The organism is Persephonella marina EX-H1, assembly GCF_000021565.1.
Lineage (GTDB): Bacteria > Aquificota > Aquificia > Aquificales > Hydrogenothermaceae > Persephonella > Persephonella marina.
In genome coordinates this window covers 221249-239337 of sequence record NC_012440.1, presented here as the reverse complement: position 1 = coordinate 239337, position 18089 = coordinate 221249, and the positions used below count along the sequence as shown (strand labels likewise).

Below are 18089 nucleotides of genomic sequence, written 5' to 3'. Positions count from 1 at the left end.
ATTTATATTAAATTATATCAGACAGATGAAAGAGTTCTGTAAAATCCTGTATCTTTCCTCTCTTTCATTCTTTTTATCTCTCTGTAGGCCTCAGGGATAAATCTTATAAGATCTGTTGCTTTCATACTTTCAACACCTGTCTCTTTAACAGCAAGATCCCCTGAAAGACCGTGAAGATAAACAGCTGTTTTTACCCCTTCCTCTGCTCCAAGCCTGAAAACAAGAGTCCCTGTTATGCCAGAAAGTATGTCCCCCGTTCCAGCTGTTGCCATCCCTTCATTACCTTTTATTGAGTAATAAACCTTCCCATCAGGTGTTGATATTACAGTTCTTGATCCTTTCAGGATAACAAATGATCCTGTCTCCTTACTGAAGGATAATGCTGTTTCTTCCATGCTGTCCAGTATCTCTTTTGTTTTAAGACCTGTAAGCCTTGACATCTCACCTATATGGGGTGTTAAAACTGTGGGATGTTTTCTCTTTTTGAGTTTTTCCTTAAAGTTATCAACAAGAACAAGATTGTTTATACCATCAGCATCTATAACAAGAGGCATCTTCCCCTTTAAAAGCTGATCTATCACAGAGATACAGTTTTCAGTTACTGACATTCCCATTCCAGCAACAACAGATGTAAACTTACCATTTTTTATGATCTCTTTTATCTGTCTGTAAGCCTTTTTTCCAAAATAGCCGTCAATATCATCAACAGGTATTGTCATCTCCTCAGTTAATGCGTTCTCAAACACCTGATCAAGAGATCCTGGAACCACAGCAGTAACAAGTCCAGATCCTGAGGCTGTAGCTGATCTTGAAGCCATTATAACAGCTCCTGTCTTCCCGACAGAACCTCCAACAACAAGAAGATGACCGTATGTGTATTTATGGCTGTTTTTCTTCCTCTCTGGAAGCTTTATGCTCTCATAAGTAAGCAGATATCTGTGTATCTCCTTCAGATAGCTATCATCTATAGATATATCAACAACAAAAACCTCACCACACAGCTCACAGGCAGGATAAAGTATGTGTGCAGGCTTTGGATATGCGAATGTTACTGTTAAATCAGCTCTTGTATGAACACCCTCTATCCTCCCTGTATCTGTTGAGAGACCTGAGGGTATATCTACAGCAACAACATTTTTAGCATATCTATTTATTATCTGTATAACCTTCTCTCTGAAACCTTTAACAGGTGGTTTGAATCCTGTCCCAAATATAGCATCTATGACTACATCAGCCTCTTTTACAGGGTTTCTTATCTTACCTGTGTTCTCCTTGTTTATAAATAATACCTCACCACCAAAGGACTCAAATATCTCTAAATTTTTTAGATTGTCCTGTGAGAGCTTCTGCCTGCTGTCAGAAAGTATAAAAACCTTAACATCTCTGTTATATCTTAGAAGATACCTTGCTATTACAAGACCATCACCACCATTATTCCCACTTCCTGCAACAACAACAAAATATTTTTTATCAGGATACCTTTCAAGGATTATCTGTGATGCTGTTCTTCCAGCATTCTCCATAAGAACAAGTGAGGGGATACCTGTCAGCTTTATCGTGTTCTCATCTGCATAAGCCATCTCAGAGGCTTTAAGTATCTTCATAGGCTTTCTATTTCCTTCTCAACAAACTCCTTAAGGTTTTCAACAGCATCAAGTATATCTCCATACATCTCAGGATCGTAGCATATTGAAGTTGTACAGTCATCAGGTACCATTATATCCTCAAGATCAATTATAGACTGCATATACTCCGGGAACTTTACTGTGGTTTTTCTCTCAATAAGTGCAACAAGATCGGATATACTTTCTATACCTTCATAATCAAGGTTGTACTCTTCGGCGAGTGCTTTCAAAAGATAAAGAACCCCATTCCTTAGATGGTGAAAAACAAGACCGTCATCACAGAAAGACTCGTTTAAAAGTGTTGCAACCTCATTCAGCTCCCTTTCAGCAAGTGTTATAAGATCCTCCCTCATGCCTCATACCTCAGGTTTAATAATTTTTTTAGCCTCTCTTCTTCAGGATAAACACCGAGGACTCTTAAAATCATTGTGTAGATCTTCTCTTCCTCTGAAGGATCTTTCCCCTCTTCAACAAACTCACCTTTTTTGTATATATCAACTAATATTCTATATTCATTATCGTAAGGTAGGCTGTCAAGACTGTCTGAAAAGAGATTGTAAAGAAAGTGAGCCTCACCTGACGGGATAAGTATAAGCCAGTTTTTGTAATCCTCCTTAGATATATCACCTTTCAGGTATCTCGCTGTAAGCTGTCTGAGCTGTGTGTAAGGATCTTTATCCTGTATATCCTTTGTTATCTCTAAAAACTGGTCGTACCTTTTTGTGTAATAGCTGTAGTCTGCCATAAGCTTTTTATCATCCTCAAAAAGTATCCTCATAGCTTTATCAAGGGTTTTCTGGTTCATAAAACCTTTTGAGATGTAAGGATACTGGAAGAGATTTTCTAAGAAACTCTTTACTGATCTTTTAAACCTTTCTGTCAGAAATCCCTCATCCTGAGCCTGTCTTAAAAGCTCCAGTATATAGTAAACAATATCATCTGTATCAAAATACATCACAAGAAGTGTGATATTTATATTATCTATACCAAGAAGCCAGAAAATACTTTCTATCCTGTCATTTACTGTAGCATCCTCCCTTTTCAGTGACTCTTCAAAAACATTTTTCTGATTTGTGTAGTCAAGAACTGTAAAAATTCTCCCCTCTGTGCTTTCCTCATCAGCATCAGAAGTGAAAAGAAGATACTCAAGCTCATCCTTATCTTTAAGCTGGTCTATAACATAATTTTTAACCTTAACAAATATACTGGACTGTTTTTTATTTAAAATTCCTGTTTTCAGTATCTCCTTTTCCCCAAGGAAATACTCCGTTATACCAGAAAAAACAGACTCAATCCCTAACTTTAATATATCAAGATCAGGTTTTAACTCTTTACCTTTATGGATAACAACGGTATCAAAAGGTATAACCTCCTCATAAAGAACCTTTTCGAGAAGATCCAGTATCAAAAAGTTAAGATCTGAGACATGTTTTGATATACCTTTTGTAACAAGCTGATCCTCCGGATATATCTTGAATACAGCCTGATGTTTTTTAACAGAGTTCAGATTTTCAATACTTTCCATAAGAAAAGGAACAAGATCAAAATCAATAGCTATAGAATGCCTCTTTACAAATATATTTCCGTTATAATCAAAAACTAAAGGGGATGGTGTAGGCGATGTTTCACAGACAGCATCTGTAAAAAAGAGAAAAACAAGTTTATCAAGGTTCTGCTGATCTATCTTAAAATCAAGTTTTTTGAATATCTCTGATACAGCCTTTCTTGTCTCCCATTTATTCAGATCTTTGAACTCTCTTCTTACAAACTCAACACAGCTTCTTCTTATAACGAGGAAGTTCCCACTGTCCTTTAAAAAGCTTTCAAGATCTCTAAAACTCTGTATCTCTTTTTTTAAGAAATCAACAGACCTTTCTACAACCTTATCTACTTTAGAGGTATCCTCTAGATGTTTATCCAGAATCTCCATCATCCGTTACTCATAAGGTATTTTAATCCTGCTAAAAGAACCTTGTAAACAAAAAATGTTACAACGACAAAAAAGCTGACATTAAGGGATATCAGGAAGAGGGCTATACTTGACCTTCTTTTTTCAGGTGGCCTTTTTGCATTTATCTTCAGAAGTATAAAGTATGTTAGAAAACCAGCCCCTATTATAAGTATTATAAGCAGAAGTATATCAGAGGCATGCATATTCCCAACTTCTGCCAGAATATCGTTAGGAGTATTCACATCTACCCCTCCTGTTTTATCCATATATACTCAGATCTTTCAGGTCCTGTTGAAAGCATAACAACAGGTGTTCCTGTCTCCTTTTCAACAAATCTTATAAACTCCCATGCCTCATCAGGAAGTTTCTCTTTATCCTTCAGTCCTTTTGTACTTGTGTGCCAGCCTTTCAGTGTTTTATAAACAGGTCTGCATTTTTCAAGAACCTTCAATGAAGCGGGAAAATCCCTTATCTCTTTGCCTTCGTACTCATAGGCAACAGCAACCTTTATCTCCTCAAAATGGTCAAGAACATCAAGTTTTGTTATTATTATTCCGTCCATACCGTTTATTCTTGCGGCAAATCTCAGAGCTACAAGATCAAGCCATCCACATCTTCTTGGTCTTCCTGTTGTTGTTCCATACTCATGACCTTCATCCCTCAGCTTCTGACCAAATCCATCATTGAGCTCTGTTGGAAAAGGACCTGCACCAACCCTTGTTACATAAGCCTTACTAACACCGTAAACCTTAGCCTGACCTATAAGCTTAGGTGAAACACCTGTCCCGTTGCTCAGACCTAAAGCTGAAGAGTTTGAAGATGTTACATAAGGGTATGTTCCCATATCTATATCAAGCATAGTTCCCTGTGCACCTTCAAAGAGAACTCTTTTTCCTTCTCTCAATGCCTTATCAAGCATAAGAGCTGTATCCGCAACAAGATACTCTATCTTCTCAAACATCCTTAATGTCTCAAAGTATATCTTGTTTATACTGAGATCAAAGGATACACCGTATATCTTTTCAGCTATCTCCTTAGCCTCATTCATAGAGCTTTCAAGTCTATGTCTGAAGTAGGCTGGATCGTAAAGATCGGCTATTCTTATTCCTGTTCTTGCATACTTTGACATATACGCAGGACCTATACCTTTAAGTGTTGTCCCAACTTTATCTTTACCTTTTGATCTCTCAGCAAGACCATCAAGTATCTTGTGATGTGGAAAAACTATATGTGCCCTATCACTTATGTACAGCTTTCCTTCAAAATCTCCAGCAACCTCTCTTACCTTTTCCATCTCATTTATAAGCTCTTCAAGAGCTATAACAACACCGTTTGTTATCAGATTTTTCTTTCCTTCATGTAAAATACCCGATGGTATAAGGTGAAGAGCATACTTTTTGTTTCCAACTATAACTGTATGTCCTGCATTACTTCCCCCCTGATACCTTACAACATAATCATAATCTGGGGCTAATAGATCAACTATCTTTCCCTTTCCTTCATCGCCCCATTGTGAACCAAGTATAACAAGGCTTTTATTCATTAATTACCTCCTGTATCTGTATAACTGAACTCTTTAATACTCAGCCTTTTCCAGTGGCCTATAGAAGGCATCCCTTCTATAAACTTCTTCTGTATATGTATAAGCTTGTTTATACCTAACTTTCCATACTCAAGCATCTTATCAAACTCCTGCTGTGTGAAGGAGTACTCCTCGCCTGTTGCCTGAACCTCAACAAAATTACCACTTCCAGTCATAACAAGATTCATATCAACCTTGGCAGATGAGTCCTCTTTAAAGTTAAGATCAAGAACAACCTCATTTCCAACTATTCCTGTGCTTATTGCTGCAACATAATCTTTTAATGGATTCTGTCTCACCTTCCCAGATTCTGTAAGTTTTATCATTGCATCAGCAACAGCTATAAAAGCTCCAGTTATTGATGCAACCCTTGTTCCACCATCAGCCTGTATAACGTCACAGTCAACCCATAACGTTCTCTCACCAAGCTTTTTAAGATCAACAACACCTCTGAGAGATCTTCCTATAAGCCTCTGTATCTCCTGTGTTCTTCCTGATGGTGCTCCTCTAACAACCTCTCTTATACTTCTGCTTTCTGTTGATCTTGGAAGCATCGCATACTCAGCTGTTATCCATCCCTGACCTGTTCCCCTTAAAAATGGTGGAACCTTCTCTTCAATTGATGCTGTTATGATAACCTTAGTATTTCCCATCTCAATAAGAACAGAGCCTTCAGCGTATATATTAAAATCTCTGATTATCTTTACTGGTCTGAGCTGTGTTGGTTTCCTTCCATCTGGACGCAACATACTCCTCCAAAAAGATTTTCACAAACATTTAATTTTAGCATAAATTGGTCTTAAATCACCCTCTCAATCTTCCCTCAATAAACTTTATCATACCTGTAATGGTCTCATTCACAGGAACATAAATATCCTTCTCTCTTGCAAGTCTGACAATAGCCCCATTCAGAGCGTCTATCTCAGTTTTCTTTCCCGCTTTCAGATCGTAGTACATAGAAGGGTAATGATTCCTTGTAGGTGGTATAAGATTTTTGTAGAAATGTTCTATATACTCCTCAGGGCTTTCGTAGTTAAGTTCTATACCGTGTGCCTCTGTAACCTCAAATATCTCTTTTATAACTCTGTTCATAATCTTTCTTGTCTCCTCATTCTCTGCAAGATCACCATAACTACAGCTTAAAAGAGCTCCAAGAGGGTTTAATGCACAGTTGTAAAGTATCTTATACCATAATGTCTTATAAACATCTGGATCGTATGATGCTGGTATACCAGCATTTTTTATTATGCAGGCGATCTTTATTATCTCCTCTTCAGGTATTGTTCCTGAAGGATCTCCTATTCTTACATCATCCGCATTTACTGTAACTTCTGCAAAACCCGGTTTTATGATCTTTGAACCAAAAATAACCCTTGCAAGTAATGTATGTTCTTTACCTATCTCTTCTGAGACGATCTCGTAATTACCGTATCCGTTCTGTGCAACTATAACCTTTGTTTTCTCCGATACCATATCCTTAAGGCTTTTTACAGCATTCTGAGTATCGTAAGACTTAACTGAGAGTATTATAAGATCTATCTTTTTATCCTTCAGAGGGGAGACTGAGCTGAAAATACCATCAAGCTTTACTCTATGATCTCCCCATATACCTTTTACCCTAAGTTCAGATGATTTTAGATCATTCAGATATTTATCCTTTGTTATGCCGTAAACTTTATACCCTGCTTCTTTCAGGAATGTTGCAAATACAGTTCCTACAGCTCCAAGACCAAATACTACTATATTCATAGTCCTAAATATCTTGCTATCTCATTTATGTCCGGTGGCATCTCTACAGGCTTTTCACTTGCCTTTATAACTGTGTCAGGATCTTTAAGACCGTTACCCGTAAGTGTACACACTACAGTTTCTCCACCTTTAAAAAGACCTTTTCTGTATGCCTTTATAACACCTGCAACCGATGCTGCAGATGCAGGTTCACAGAAAACACCTTCAGTTGAGGCAACAAGTCTGTAAGCCTCAAGTATCTCCTCATCAGAAACAGCATCAATAAAGCCGTTGCTCTCCTTTGCCGCCTGAAGTGCAGGCTGCCAGCTGTAAGGATTTCCTATCTTTATCGCTGTTGCAATCGTCTGTGGATTCTTTATGGGAAAACCTTTCACTATAGGAGCAGCACCTTCAGCCTGCCATCCTATCATTCTTGGAAGTTTTGTTGATCTGCCTGCCTCTTTATACTCTTTGTAACCTTTCCAGTAAGCTGTTATATTTCCTGCATTTCCCACAGGTATAAAGTGGTAGTCTGGAGCATCACCAAGAGCATCTATAATCTCAAAACTTGCTGTTTTCTGTCCTTCAATCCTGTAAGGATTTACAGAGTTAACAACCTCTACAGGATACTTTTCCCCAATCTCTCTCACTATACTCAGAGCATCGTCAAAATTTCCCATCAGGGCTATAATCTTTGCACCGTAAACCATAGCCTGAGAGAGTTTTCCAAGGGCAACGGCACCCTTAGGAAGTATTACATAAGCATCCATACCAGCCCTTGCAGCATAGGCAGCTGCAGATGCAGATGTGTTTCCTGTTGATGCACATATAACGGCTGTCTTTCCAGACTCTTTAGCCTTTGATATGGCCATCGTCATTCCACGATCTTTAAATGATCCTGTTGGGTTAAGTCCTTCATACTTCAGATATATCTTAAGATCCTTGTCAGGAGCTATCTTTTTTGAGAGGTTTGGAGCATCTATGAGTGGTGTGTTTCCTTCGTACAGTGTTACAACAGGGGTTTTATCGGTTACAGGTAAAAATTCTCTGTATGCGGTGATTATCCCTCTCCATTTACAGTTGTCCAAAAGAAAATTCCTCCTGTATGTGTTTGACAGAATATTATATCATTCTCATTGATATAGATCAGAATATATTATGATTTTGAGAGTTTTAGTTCCTTGAAAAGTTCCTCTGTTATAGGTCCTTCAGCTTTTCTATTTATAAACTGCTGAACAACAGGATCAGGATGATTTTTTATCTCATCAGGTGTTCCCACAGCATATATAACACCTTTATGAATCATAGCTATCCTGTCCGCAATACTGAAAGCGCTGTCAAGATCGTGTGTAACAACTATTGATGTAACTCCTATCTTATCTCTTAGGTGAACTATAAGATTATCTATCATAGCACTTGTTACAGGATCAAGTCCTGATGTGGGCTCGTCATAAAGGATTATCTCAGGATCAGTTGATATCGCCCTTGCAAGTGAAACCCTTTTCCTCATACCACCTGAAAGCTGTGAAGGATAAAGATCCTCTATACCTTTAAGACCAACAAGTGACAGTTTTTCTACAGCTATCTTTCTTATATCTTTTACAGGCATCTTTGTGTTCTCAAGGAAGTAAAATCCTACATTTTCCCACACTGTAAGACTGTCAAACAATGCCCCTTCCTGAAACAGATAACCCATTCTCTTTCTGAACTCTATTAACTCTCTATCAGAAAGAGCTGTTATATCTGTATCATCAACGATTATCTTTCCAGATGTTGGTTTTAAAAGCCCTATTATATGTTTTATAGTAGTACTTTTACCGCTCCCACTTCCCCCCATAATAACAAATATCTCCCCCTCTTTAACATCAAAGGAGATATTTTTTAAAACCTCTCTTTCTCCAAATTTTTTTGTAAGATTCTGGACGATTATCTTTCTTTTCATAAAGACTTATTTTACAGGAGTTTTAAGAAATCTTCTAACTCTAAAGGCCTGTTGAAATAAAATCCCTGACCGTAATCAATATCAAAAACAGTGCATTTTTTAAGTTTGTCAATACTGTCAATAAACTCTGCAACAGTTTTCATATCAAGCTCTCTAGAAAGTATTGATATCGCTTTTACTATAGCCTGATGCTTTTTATCGCTTATGCACTCATTTATAATAGATCCATCAATCTTTATAATGTCTATAGGAACCTTTGAAACATAACCAAAAGAGGCAAATCCTGCACCAAAATCATCAACAGCAAAGAGTATATCCCTCTTTTTAGCATAATGAACTATATCTTTAAGATAGGAGAAGTTCTCAACAAATGAGTTTTCAGTGATCTCAATAACAAAGTTTATACCCGATATCTCCTTCTTATGATAGGAGAGCTCATCTATCAGAGATTTAATATTTTTCAGCTGTCCTGCTTTAATGTGTCTGTTTATGAAAATATACCTTCCTCTTAATTTTTTTATACTCCCAGATGTAAGGAATTTATCAAGCTGTATCTTTTCAAGTTTTGGAAGTAGACCAAAGAATATAGACGACTCTATAAAATCAACGGCAGGAATTATCTTTCCCCTGTACTCAATCCTGAGAAGAAGCTCCCCACCTATAATCTCGTTTTTCTTAAGAGAAACGATTGGCTGAACATAAACCTTTATAGCATCTTTATTATTAATCGCATGTACTATTATATTTTTCTTCTCTTCAAGATCTTTAAGCTTTTCCTGTATATCCTCTGATGAGAATGTTGCTATATTTTTTCCCTTTGTTTTTGACTGGTATGTACTGACCTCAGCCTTATTCAAAACCGAAAGTATGTCAGTATCAGAATCCGGAGAGTATATAGAGACACCTACAGATACTGTAGTGCTTAAGTAACTGTCTCCAACCTTAAATCTAAAATTTTCAATTCTGCTTTTTATTCTCTCAACCTCAAACAGTATCTCATTAAACTTTATCCCGTATATAGCTATACCGAACTCATCTCCACCTATCCTTGCAACAGTCCAGTTAGATCTGCTTATACTTTTTAAAAGTTTTCCAATTTCTTTAAGAAAGAGATCTCCTATCTCATAACCGTATGAGGTATTTATTATCTTAAAGTTATCAAGATCAAGTGTTATCACAGCTATACTTTTTTCTTCAAGAGAGGAAAGTTTTGAAAGCTCTAAAAGTGTTTTTTTAAAACCGTCTCTGTTTAAGAGTGATGTCAGGTAATCTGTAAGCAGTTTTTCTTCAGACTGACTGTCCTTTGCCTTATACTCATTGATCATATAATCGTATTTTTTTGTTATCTCAACAAGTAGATTCTTTAGTATTCTCTCCTTTATCTTATAATTCATCTCTCAACAAACCCTACCAGTATGGATGTTTCATTATAAAACTTTCCTGCCTTTCCCATTCTGTCAGGACCGATCTCACCAAATGTGAGGAAACCTGCGAAAGGTATCTCTTTTATTTTTTCGTAATATATCTCCTGTTCTTTACTCTCCATGTTATCACCAAGAAGAATATAGTTTCTTGCTGTGCATGTTATATTAAGTACAAAATCAGGTTTTAAACTTCTGACATTTATGATATTTCCAAACTCTTCAGAACGAATCTTAACATCCATAAGTATATCTTCACTGTCTCCAGTTGAAAGCTTTATCTTACTGCCTTCTAAAACTTCGCCGTAAAACATAAATGACTCATCCTCATTATCAAAACACATAGGAACAAGAAGATGACTTATATAACCTGAGTCTTCAATAAAGAGAAATGGAAACTCCCACAGAACCTCAGATGTTTTTACAGGATCAAGATCCTGTGGCTTTATACCTGTATTTTTAAGTATGTTGTTTAAAAAATAAACAACAGGCATATCATCAAGCGAGTATATCTTATTATCTCTTGCCTTTGTTACAGTATAGGTAGTTCCAACAGGGATAAAACCAAGTGATATTGTGTTGAAAGATATCACATTTTCAAGATTCAGTATCACAAAACCATCCTTCAAAAGTTGCCCGTTCACAGATATATATGTTCTGAAATCCGGTGCATCTGAAGATGCTATACCGCCATATAGCCTTATATCTCTATTTCTGTTTTTGAAAACCCTGTTTAGAACCTTATTAACCTGAAGATTAGAAGAGGTTGAGAATATGAGATTTGTTCCTCTTTCCTCCGGAATCAGATTTTTTTCTAAAAAATTAATAGATCCTTCAAGATCGGCTGATATACTGTCTATCTGCCTGAGATTACATCTTCCAGTTTTTTCAAAACTTATAAAAATCCCACCAAAGGCGTTATACTCTATCTGATCATCTTTAACAACAGCAACTGTTGATATACCTATACAGTTCGTATCTTCAGACAGATTAAACAAAGATCCTGATTCAAAAAATCTGTAAGGGGCAAAAAATATAAAAAGGTCAGGATTCATCTCACTGGCTGTTTTTGATACTATCTCCTTCGCTTTTTTGATATCTTTTTCCAAAAAGACTTTAACCTTCAAACTGTTTATCCTTTGTTTTTAGTTTTTATAATTTTTCCTGAACTATTCGGAAAAAAGATCACCTTAATTAATTTAATGTATTAACTACATTTTGTCATAGTTGTCATCTAGGGATAATTTACATATAATATTTATCCTCAGGATTTCATTTCTGCGAGAGTGGCGGAACTGGCAGACGCGAGGGACTTAAAATCCCTTGGCCGAAAGGCCGTGCGGGTTCGATTCCCGCCTCTCGCACCACTTATAAAAGGATTTTCAGAAAATCCTCTTAAAGACAATTTTTCAAAATTCATCAAAAACCTCTCAATCTGGTGGACATACGGGGGACAAATCCACTTCGGCAAAACCTCATAAAATCAGGTTCTCTGGAATTCGGTATGTATTTCTGGTGGACATTTTAAAGTCCCCCTTTACCTGTCTTGAATGAGGTAAGCCGTGAAAAAGACAGGCATTTCAAATGTTTAGCTTTGTTTTTAAAATTTGGAAACAGAATTTATCTTAATATGCAGGTATACTGAGAGATAAGCTCGAATATGTAGAGCAGGAAATATACGACCACGAACTTAAAATTGTTGGACATCCTGACGGAGTTATTGATAATACCGTAAGTGAATTTAAAACAATATCACCGTGGACATTAAAGAAAGCTGAAGTTCTGCCGTATCCCCATCATATATTTCAGCTAACAGGATATATGTATTTGCTTAGAAAAGAAAAAGGTTTGATAGTTTACATAGAAAAATCAACAGGAGAGATTTACGAATATCCCGTCCAGCTAACTGATGAGGATATCAAAATCCTTAAAGCCAAAGTAAACCTCATTTATACATTATCACAGCAAGATATGGAAACACTAAACCTTCTGGACAAAGAAACTCTGGATGTAAAAGAATGGCAGTGCAAATACTGCTTTTACAAACACTGCTGTCCAGTAAATAACAAAGGAGGTGTAAGCATTGAACACGAAAACTCTGCTTATAGCTCTTGAAGTAGCCGTATTAATTGTTGCTGAAGTGATAAGGACTGCAGTTTGTGAGAGAAAGTAAAACTCTTAACAGGTTCCCTTCACGAGGAACCTGTTTTTGTTATAAAATTTAAGCCGATAAATAAAATAATACATAAGGGATAAAAGGTCTATACTGATGAAAGTACTTGATCTTTTTTGTGGGATGGGTGGATTTTCCTATGGATTATCTAAAGCTGGCTATGAAATTACTGGTGTTGACATAAATAAATGGGTAGAAAAAATTTTTGAGAAAAATTGCATTGGTAAAGCTATCATAAAAGATTTGAAAAATGACTTTATTTTTGATGAAAATCCAGATATTATAGTCGGAGGTTCCCCCTGTAAACCCTGGTCCACGCTCAATTTAAAGAAGCGAGGATCCTCTCATGAGGATTTTGTTCTAATGGAAAAATATTTTTTACATGTCCTAGAAATCAAACCGGCAGTTTTTGTGTTTGAGAATGTTGTCCCTGTAGGAAAAGATAAAACTTTAAGAAAATTTATCAGGAAACTCAGAGCTCATGGCTACAGTATATATGAAACTAAAATCAAGTATTCAGACTTTGGAGCTGCAATAGCAAGGGAAAGATATTTTGCTTTTGGGTTTTATAAAGATAAAAGTGCACGGAAGCAATTTGAAAAACTTCTTATTGGATCAAAAAATTCTCCAAAAACTGTAAAACATGTTATAGAAAAATACAGAAACAAAGAAGAAAAAGAAGTTCCAGATCATGAATGGCCTAATCTCAAAACAATAGATAAATATCTGGATAAATATGAAACCGGGAAATTCGGCTGGTATATTCTCGACTGGAATAAGCCTTCTCCATCTTTTGGAAATATCATGAAAACTTATATTCTGCATCCCGGATTTAATAATGGGGGACCTAAAAGAACAATATCCATAAGAGAGGCAGAAGCAATTTTCGGATTTAAGGATGATTTTGCATTTCCTGAAGGAATGGGAAAAGGTATGAGATATCAGATGATTGCTGATGCAGTAAGTCCGGATTTTTCTTACCTTATCGGGGGACTATTAAAAACAATATTGTTGAGATGAAAAAAACAAGTGTAAATTGTAAAGCTTTGTTAGATGACTTTGATGTTAAACATTTTCATGAAAAACTATTTTCATGGTGGGAAGATCATAAAAGAATTTATCCCTGGAGATTTGAAAAGGATCCATACAAAGTATTAATAGCTGAGATTTTCTTGCACAGAACTAATTCTTCACAGGTTGAAAAAGTCTATAAAGATTTTATTGATAAATTTCCAGATATAAGAAGCCTTCTAAAAGCGAAAAAAGAAGAGATTTCACCCTTACTGCAATCACTTGGACTAAAATGGAGGCAGGAATTATTCAATAAGATGATTTTAATACTGAGAGAAAAATATGGAGGTAATATTCCACTCAATCATAAAGAATTAAAATCCTTACCAGGAATAGGAGACTATATAGCAGCAGCAGTTATTATTTTTACACTGAACAATCCATTACCTCTTCTTGACTCAAATATTGTTCGCGTGACCGGAAGATTGTTCTGTCTGAAAATAACTGATTCTTCAAGGAGAAGCAGATTGTTTCGTAATTATATTTACTGCTTGATATATAAGAACGACCCAAGAGTTTTTTACTATGCTCTTATTGATTTCGCGGCACTTGTATGTAAACCCAAAGATCCAGACTGCGATAAGTGCCCATTAAGGAATTTTTGTTGTATTTATAAAAATCAGGGGAGGTAGCCATGGCATTGCTTGACTATATAAAGGATATTTACAGAGATGCACTGGGACCACGAAATTTTGACCCGGAAGAGATTCTGGAAACGCAAAATCCAGCAAATGAATTCATTACAGGAATTCTTTCTTCTTCAAAGCATGCAGTAAAAATTGACGGTAAAAGCGCATTTATAGAAGATGAAATTATATTGGATAAACTTGATGAAGAAGATGTAGAGGTTTCTCCTGATATAGAACCTGTATCTTCAGAACTCCTTAATCCTGTTCTTAATCCACGAAAACTTCCTGTCAGTATAGGAATAAACTTTTCGGTAGAATCAAAAGAAACAATAGAACTTGACTTATGCGTTACATGGGGCAAATATTTTAAAATTGAAGAAAGTAATAAATCTGATGAAAACGAAGAAGAAAGAAAAAAATGGATAAGGAAGAGTTTCTCTTATGTACAAGAAGATATAAAACTTGAAAAAGACGAAGAAGAATTTGAAATTCCCGAAGAAGAGATTATCATTGGTGAAAAAAAATATGAAAATAAGTTAAGATTAAAAATAGAAAAAAGATTAAAAAGTAAGAATAAATACTTCATTTCAGTTTATCTTATAAACGAAACAGAAGTACCACGGGAATATGAAGATCTTATAAATCCTCCAACAGAATATCTTATTTTTCAGCCTCAAATAAGAGTAAAGATTAAGAAAGGAAAACTGTCAGGTTCATACTCAAGGGCAGTGGAAACTGGAATAGATGAAGAAGAAAAGTTATATGAATTTCCATATTTGGAAAGTAATACTCTTTTCCCTGCAAAAGGCAGTATGTGCGCTGCTATATGGAAAGAAATAGATCCATTACAGGAAAATCCAGATAAATTTGATTTTATGTGGGTGGATGGTAAGACAATAAAAAATAAAGATGAGAAAAAATACAAAAAATTTCTTGAATGTGATTTAAGGACAGAATTTTTACCTGTTATACCACAGGGTATACCGGACTTTGATATTAAAGGCATAAATTTTGATCCGGAAGTTTTATCAGAAATCCAACCTGATGAGATAGATAACTATTTCAGTACATTTTTGAATAAATATAAGAATTGGATATTACGAAAGAAAGAAGAAATTTCTCATACATCAAATCCATCACTTGCTGAGAAAATTATAAATAAGCATGAGATCGTATATGACCGAATAGAAAAGGGAATTAATCTGCTAAAAGAAAAAGAAGAAGTTCTTCTATGTTTTAATTTCGCAAACAAAGTAATTTCTGTTGTCCAGAAAGACTGGGCAGGAAAAAAGGAATTTAAGTGGAGACCTTTTCAGCTTGCTTTTTTCCTCATGACTATGGAGTCTATTGTTAATCCAGATTCTCCTGACAGAAATTATATTGATATTCTGTGGGTACCTACAGGTGGAGGAAAAACAGAATCTTATCTTGCCATATCTGCTTTTCTACTCGCCTATAGAAGAAGAACTAAAAAGGACACAGGATATGGGACAGCAATAATATCGAGGTATACATTGAGACTGTTAACTGTTCAGCAATTCACTAGGACTCTAAAAACTATACTTGCCTGCGAATATCTCAGAATTTTTCCTAATAAATCTGGCAATAAAGGATGGTTACCTGGATGGGCTGAAGAAAAAGTAAAAGATGATTATGTGTGGGAGAAGTATAGATTTTCTGCAGGTTTATGGGTTGGAGGAGCAATAACTCCAAATAAGTTACATACAACTACAGGAAGAGGTGGAAAAAAGTTTTATGGAGCCATTGATTTACTTAAAAAAAATGATACTATTTATAAACTATCAGGCAGTGATGATAAAAGAGATAAGAATGAAGTTTATAACCTGAAGAGATCTCAAAATGTAGCTCTTATTTCTAGATGTCCTGTGTGTGGAGAATATCTTTCTATACCGGAAGAGGGTATTTTAACTGAAGATAACGGAATTGAGTTGAATTTTATTGTGAGATTACACAGTTTTTCAGGAAATAATATAAACGAAGATGTTCTTGAACCGCTGAAAACTCTCATAGCAGAAAATGAAAGTTACGATTTTGAACCATTAGAAATAAGAAAAGTTGATACAGAGGATGAAATTTACTTTATGAAAATATATATATTAACAGGGGAGCTTAAACCAGATGATGTTATAGAAATATGGGAAGATTTACAGTCAAACATAAATACACTTGGATATGAGATGGAACTTTTATCATTATCTCCAGATAAACCGGGGTATTTTCCATGGGGTAAAACTGGTTCAATCTATATAGATTTTACAATACTTTGTCCAAATATAGATTGTCCACTTAATAATCATAATTATGAATGGCATGAACTTGTTCCTTCAAAAGATAATTTTATAAGCATATTTGATACTTCTGAATTTGAAGAATTTTCTTGGATGAAGAATTTTATACCAGTTCCTGCGTATTTTGTGGATGAACAAATATATTCAAAACTTCCATCCATAATAATATCCACTGTAGATAAGTTTGCGAGATTACCATTTGAACCTGCCACTGCCTCTATATTTGGGAATATTGATTTTTACAGCTCTTTATATGGTTTTTTTAGAGAAGATGCTATATATTCTGCAAGAAGAGATCTGAAAGATATTACCAAGTATGGTATACCAGTTAATAAACCAGAACCACCAGAACTTGTAATTCAGGATGAATTACATCTTATAGAAGGACCTTTGGGATCTCTGGTCGGACTTTATGAAACAATAATAGAAGAATTATGTAAAGAAAATAGTGAAGGAAAAAAATTAAAGTATATAGCATCTACAGCAACGATAAAACATGCAGGATATCAGACAGATGCATTGTTCTTAAGAGAAGCATTTCAGTTTCCACCTGTTGGATTGAATATAGAAGATAACTTTTTCTCCAGAATAGAAACTCCTTCTCTGGATAATATACTTTCTAATGAGTATGTTCCTGGAAAAATTTATATTGGCGTTATGTCTCCAGGAAAAGGTCCTTTAACTCCACAGGTAAGGCTGTATGCAAGATTGTGGATGACAGATCAATTAACCCAGGGAAATAATCCTATGGTTGGGTATTACAACGCAGTAAGAGAACTCGCAGGTGGTAGAAGAATTCTTGAACAGGATATAAGTGAAAGACTTACAAAAGATCTTGGTTTTAAAGGTAAACTTCCAGAAAAGACAGATATACTTGAATTGTCGTCCCGCATGGATTCAGATGAAATATCCCTATTAATAGAACAGCTAGAAAAAGAAAAAATAAACCCACATTTTATAATTACTACATCAGTATTTGGTACAGGTGTAGATATTCCACATTTAAGGTTTATGATAATGAATGGGCAACCTAAAACAACTGCAACATATATTCAGGCCACTGGACGTGTTGGAAGGAAAAATACAGCTCTTGTAATTACATTTTATAGATCAACCAGACCACGTGATATAAGTCATTATGAATTTTTTGCAGGGTATCATTTAGCATTGTATAGATATGTAGAAGAGGTTTCTGTGTTTCCATTCTCCAAAGGTGCAGTTTACCGTGGAAATGGGCCAGTAATAGTCGGTATAATGAGAAACTCGCGAAATATGAAAATAAACTGGATATCTAATGAATCTCCCATACAAATGAAAAACTGGCATCATAATCCGGAAATTCAAAGTGATTTTAACAGAGCAGCGAACATTTTGCAGAAAAGAAATGAATGCCAAAAAGCAGAAATACGAAAAATAGATAGTTCCGAGTTAGAATCCATAATAAAGGATAGATATCAGGGGCTTGATAAATGGAAAAGAGTTGCAAGAATTAACAGAAATCTACTTTTTACAGAATACTTCAAAGTTAAAAATCCAGTTGTTCTTGGAGATCTGGAACACGAAAAATTATCGGAAGATTTTGTAGTTTATCGTCGTGTTCCAAACTCCCTAAGAAACATTGAAGATACAGTTAATATTGAAATACATCCATATTAAAT

The 18089-nt window shown here is 35.5% G+C and carries 15 protein-coding genes and 1 tRNA gene; 5 read left to right on the top strand and 11 right to left on the bottom strand.

Annotated features, from left to right (window positions below):
* Positions 1 to 17: 17 nt before the first annotated feature.
* The 11 genes from PERMA_RS01300 to PERMA_RS01250 form a co-directional block, all read right to left on the bottom strand.
* On the bottom strand, positions 18 to 1604 hold the full coding sequence (locus tag PERMA_RS01300; RefSeq protein ID WP_012676463.1) for a bifunctional ADP-dependent NAD(P)H-hydrate dehydratase/NAD(P)H-hydrate epimerase: 1587 nt from the start codon (positions 1602 to 1604) through the stop codon (positions 18 to 20).
* Positions 1601 to 1978, bottom strand: coding sequence for a HEPN domain-containing protein (locus PERMA_RS01295; protein ID WP_015898960.1), 378 nt, complete (start codon positions 1976 to 1978; stop codon positions 1601 to 1603). The genes PERMA_RS01300 and PERMA_RS01295 overlap by 4 nt, the downstream gene beginning before the upstream one ends.
* Positions 1975 to 3558 carry a hypothetical protein gene (locus tag PERMA_RS01290; RefSeq protein WP_148206393.1) on the bottom strand — a complete coding sequence of 528 codons (1584 nt, stop codon included), beginning with the start codon at positions 3556 to 3558 and terminating at the stop codon, positions 1975 to 1977. Before PERMA_RS01290 ends, PERMA_RS01295 begins: the two co-directional genes overlap by 4 nt.
* Positions 3555 to 3818: a hypothetical protein gene (locus PERMA_RS01285; RefSeq protein ID WP_012675642.1), complete on the bottom strand. Its 264-nt coding sequence runs from the start codon at positions 3816 to 3818 to the stop codon at positions 3555 to 3557. The genes PERMA_RS01290 and PERMA_RS01285 overlap by 4 nt, the downstream gene beginning before the upstream one ends.
* A 2-nt stretch (positions 3819 to 3820) precedes the next feature.
* Complete coding sequence (locus PERMA_RS01280; RefSeq protein ID WP_012676514.1) at positions 3821 to 5119, bottom strand: adenylosuccinate synthase; 1299 nt, start codon at positions 5117 to 5119, stop codon at positions 3821 to 3823.
* Positions 5119 to 5904, bottom strand: a complete 786-nt coding sequence (rph, locus tag PERMA_RS01275) for a ribonuclease PH (RefSeq protein WP_012676856.1) — start codon at positions 5902 to 5904, stop codon at positions 5119 to 5121. The genes PERMA_RS01280 and rph overlap by 1 nt, the downstream gene beginning before the upstream one ends.
* A 58-nt stretch (positions 5905 to 5962) precedes the next feature.
* Positions 5963 to 6907, bottom strand: coding sequence for a ketopantoate reductase family protein (locus tag PERMA_RS01270; RefSeq protein WP_012675455.1), 945 nt, complete (start codon positions 6905 to 6907; stop codon positions 5963 to 5965).
* Entirely contained in the window at positions 6904 to 7974 is a 1071-nt protein-coding gene (gene thrC / locus PERMA_RS01265) for a threonine synthase (RefSeq protein ID WP_012676942.1), read from the bottom strand. The genes PERMA_RS01270 and thrC overlap by 4 nt, the downstream gene beginning before the upstream one ends.
* A gap of 68 nt (positions 7975 to 8042) precedes the next feature.
* A complete protein-coding gene (locus PERMA_RS01260) occupies positions 8043 to 8828 on the bottom strand; it encodes an ABC transporter ATP-binding protein (RefSeq protein ID WP_012676175.1) in 786 nt (261 codons plus the stop codon).
* 11 nt (positions 8829 to 8839) lie between these two features.
* Complete coding sequence (locus PERMA_RS01255; RefSeq protein WP_015898871.1) at positions 8840 to 10222, bottom strand: GGDEF and EAL domain-containing protein; 1383 nt, start codon at positions 10220 to 10222, stop codon at positions 8840 to 8842.
* On the bottom strand, positions 10219 to 11358 hold the full coding sequence (locus PERMA_RS01250) for an FIST signal transduction protein (protein WP_012675719.1): 1140 nt from the start codon (positions 11356 to 11358) through the stop codon (positions 10219 to 10221). The genes PERMA_RS01255 and PERMA_RS01250 overlap by 4 nt, the downstream gene beginning before the upstream one ends.
* Positions 11359 to 11529: 171 nt before the next feature.
* On the opposite strand from PERMA_RS01250, the gene PERMA_RS01245 reads away from it, so the two are divergent.
* The 5 genes from PERMA_RS01245 to drmA all read left to right on the top strand — a co-directional run bounded on the left by PERMA_RS01245 (position 11530) and on the right by drmA (position 18087).
* Positions 11530 to 11616: transfer RNA gene (locus tag PERMA_RS01245), tRNA-Leu, on the top strand.
* 271 nt (positions 11617 to 11887) lie between these two features.
* The gene (locus PERMA_RS10680; protein WP_148206392.1) at positions 11888 to 12364 is read left to right on the top strand and encodes a PD-(D/E)XK nuclease family protein; all 477 of its coding nucleotides are present in this window, start codon (positions 11888 to 11890) and stop codon (positions 12362 to 12364) included.
* Positions 12365 to 12518: 154 nt separating this feature from the next.
* Positions 12519 to 13442, top strand: coding sequence for a DNA cytosine methyltransferase (locus PERMA_RS01235; protein WP_012676941.1), 924 nt, complete (start codon positions 12519 to 12521; stop codon positions 13440 to 13442).
* The gene (locus PERMA_RS01230; protein WP_012676581.1) at positions 13439 to 14125 is read left to right on the top strand and encodes an HhH-GPD family protein; all 687 of its coding nucleotides are present in this window, start codon (positions 13439 to 13441) and stop codon (positions 14123 to 14125) included. The genes PERMA_RS01235 and PERMA_RS01230 overlap by 4 nt, the downstream gene beginning before the upstream one ends.
* A 2-nt stretch (positions 14126 to 14127) precedes the next feature.
* Positions 14128 to 18087, top strand: coding sequence for a DISARM system helicase DrmA (gene drmA, locus PERMA_RS01225; protein WP_012675700.1), 3960 nt, complete (start codon positions 14128 to 14130; stop codon positions 18085 to 18087).
* Positions 18088 to 18089: the final 2 nt, after the last annotated feature.

What these genes read in the sequence shown, in the direction of transcription:
- PERMA_RS01280 (WP_012676514.1), bottom strand. Translation starts at nt 5,119, where the DNA reads ATGAATAAAAGCCTTGTTATACTTGGTTCACAATGGGGCGATGAAGGA.
- PERMA_RS01300 (WP_012676463.1), bottom strand. Translation starts at nt 1,604, where the DNA reads ATGAAGATACTTAAAGCCTCTGAGATGGCTTATGCAGATGAGAACACG.
- drmA (WP_012675700.1), top strand. Translation starts at nt 14,128, where the DNA reads ATGGCATTGCTTGACTATATAAAGGATATTTACAGAGATGCACTGGGA.
- PERMA_RS01260 (WP_012676175.1), bottom strand. Translation starts at nt 8,828, where the DNA reads ATGAAAAGAAAGATAATCGTCCAGAATCTTACAAAAAAATTTGGAGAA.
- PERMA_RS01230 (WP_012676581.1), top strand. Translation starts at nt 13,439, where the DNA reads ATGAAAAAAACAAGTGTAAATTGTAAAGCTTTGTTAGATGACTTTGAT.
- PERMA_RS01235 (WP_012676941.1), top strand. Translation starts at nt 12,519, where the DNA reads ATGAAAGTACTTGATCTTTTTTGTGGGATGGGTGGATTTTCCTATGGA.
- PERMA_RS01290 (WP_148206393.1), bottom strand. Translation starts at nt 3,558, where the DNA reads ATGATGGAGATTCTGGATAAACATCTAGAGGATACCTCTAAAGTAGAT.
- PERMA_RS01255 (WP_015898871.1), bottom strand. Translation starts at nt 10,222, where the DNA reads ATGAATTATAAGATAAAGGAGAGAATACTAAAGAATCTACTTGTTGAG.
- PERMA_RS01270 (WP_012675455.1), bottom strand. Translation starts at nt 6,907, where the DNA reads ATGAATATAGTAGTATTTGGTCTTGGAGCTGTAGGAACTGTATTTGCA.
- PERMA_RS01295 (WP_015898960.1), bottom strand. Translation starts at nt 1,978, where the DNA reads ATGAGGGAGGATCTTATAACACTTGCTGAAAGGGAGCTGAATGAGGTT.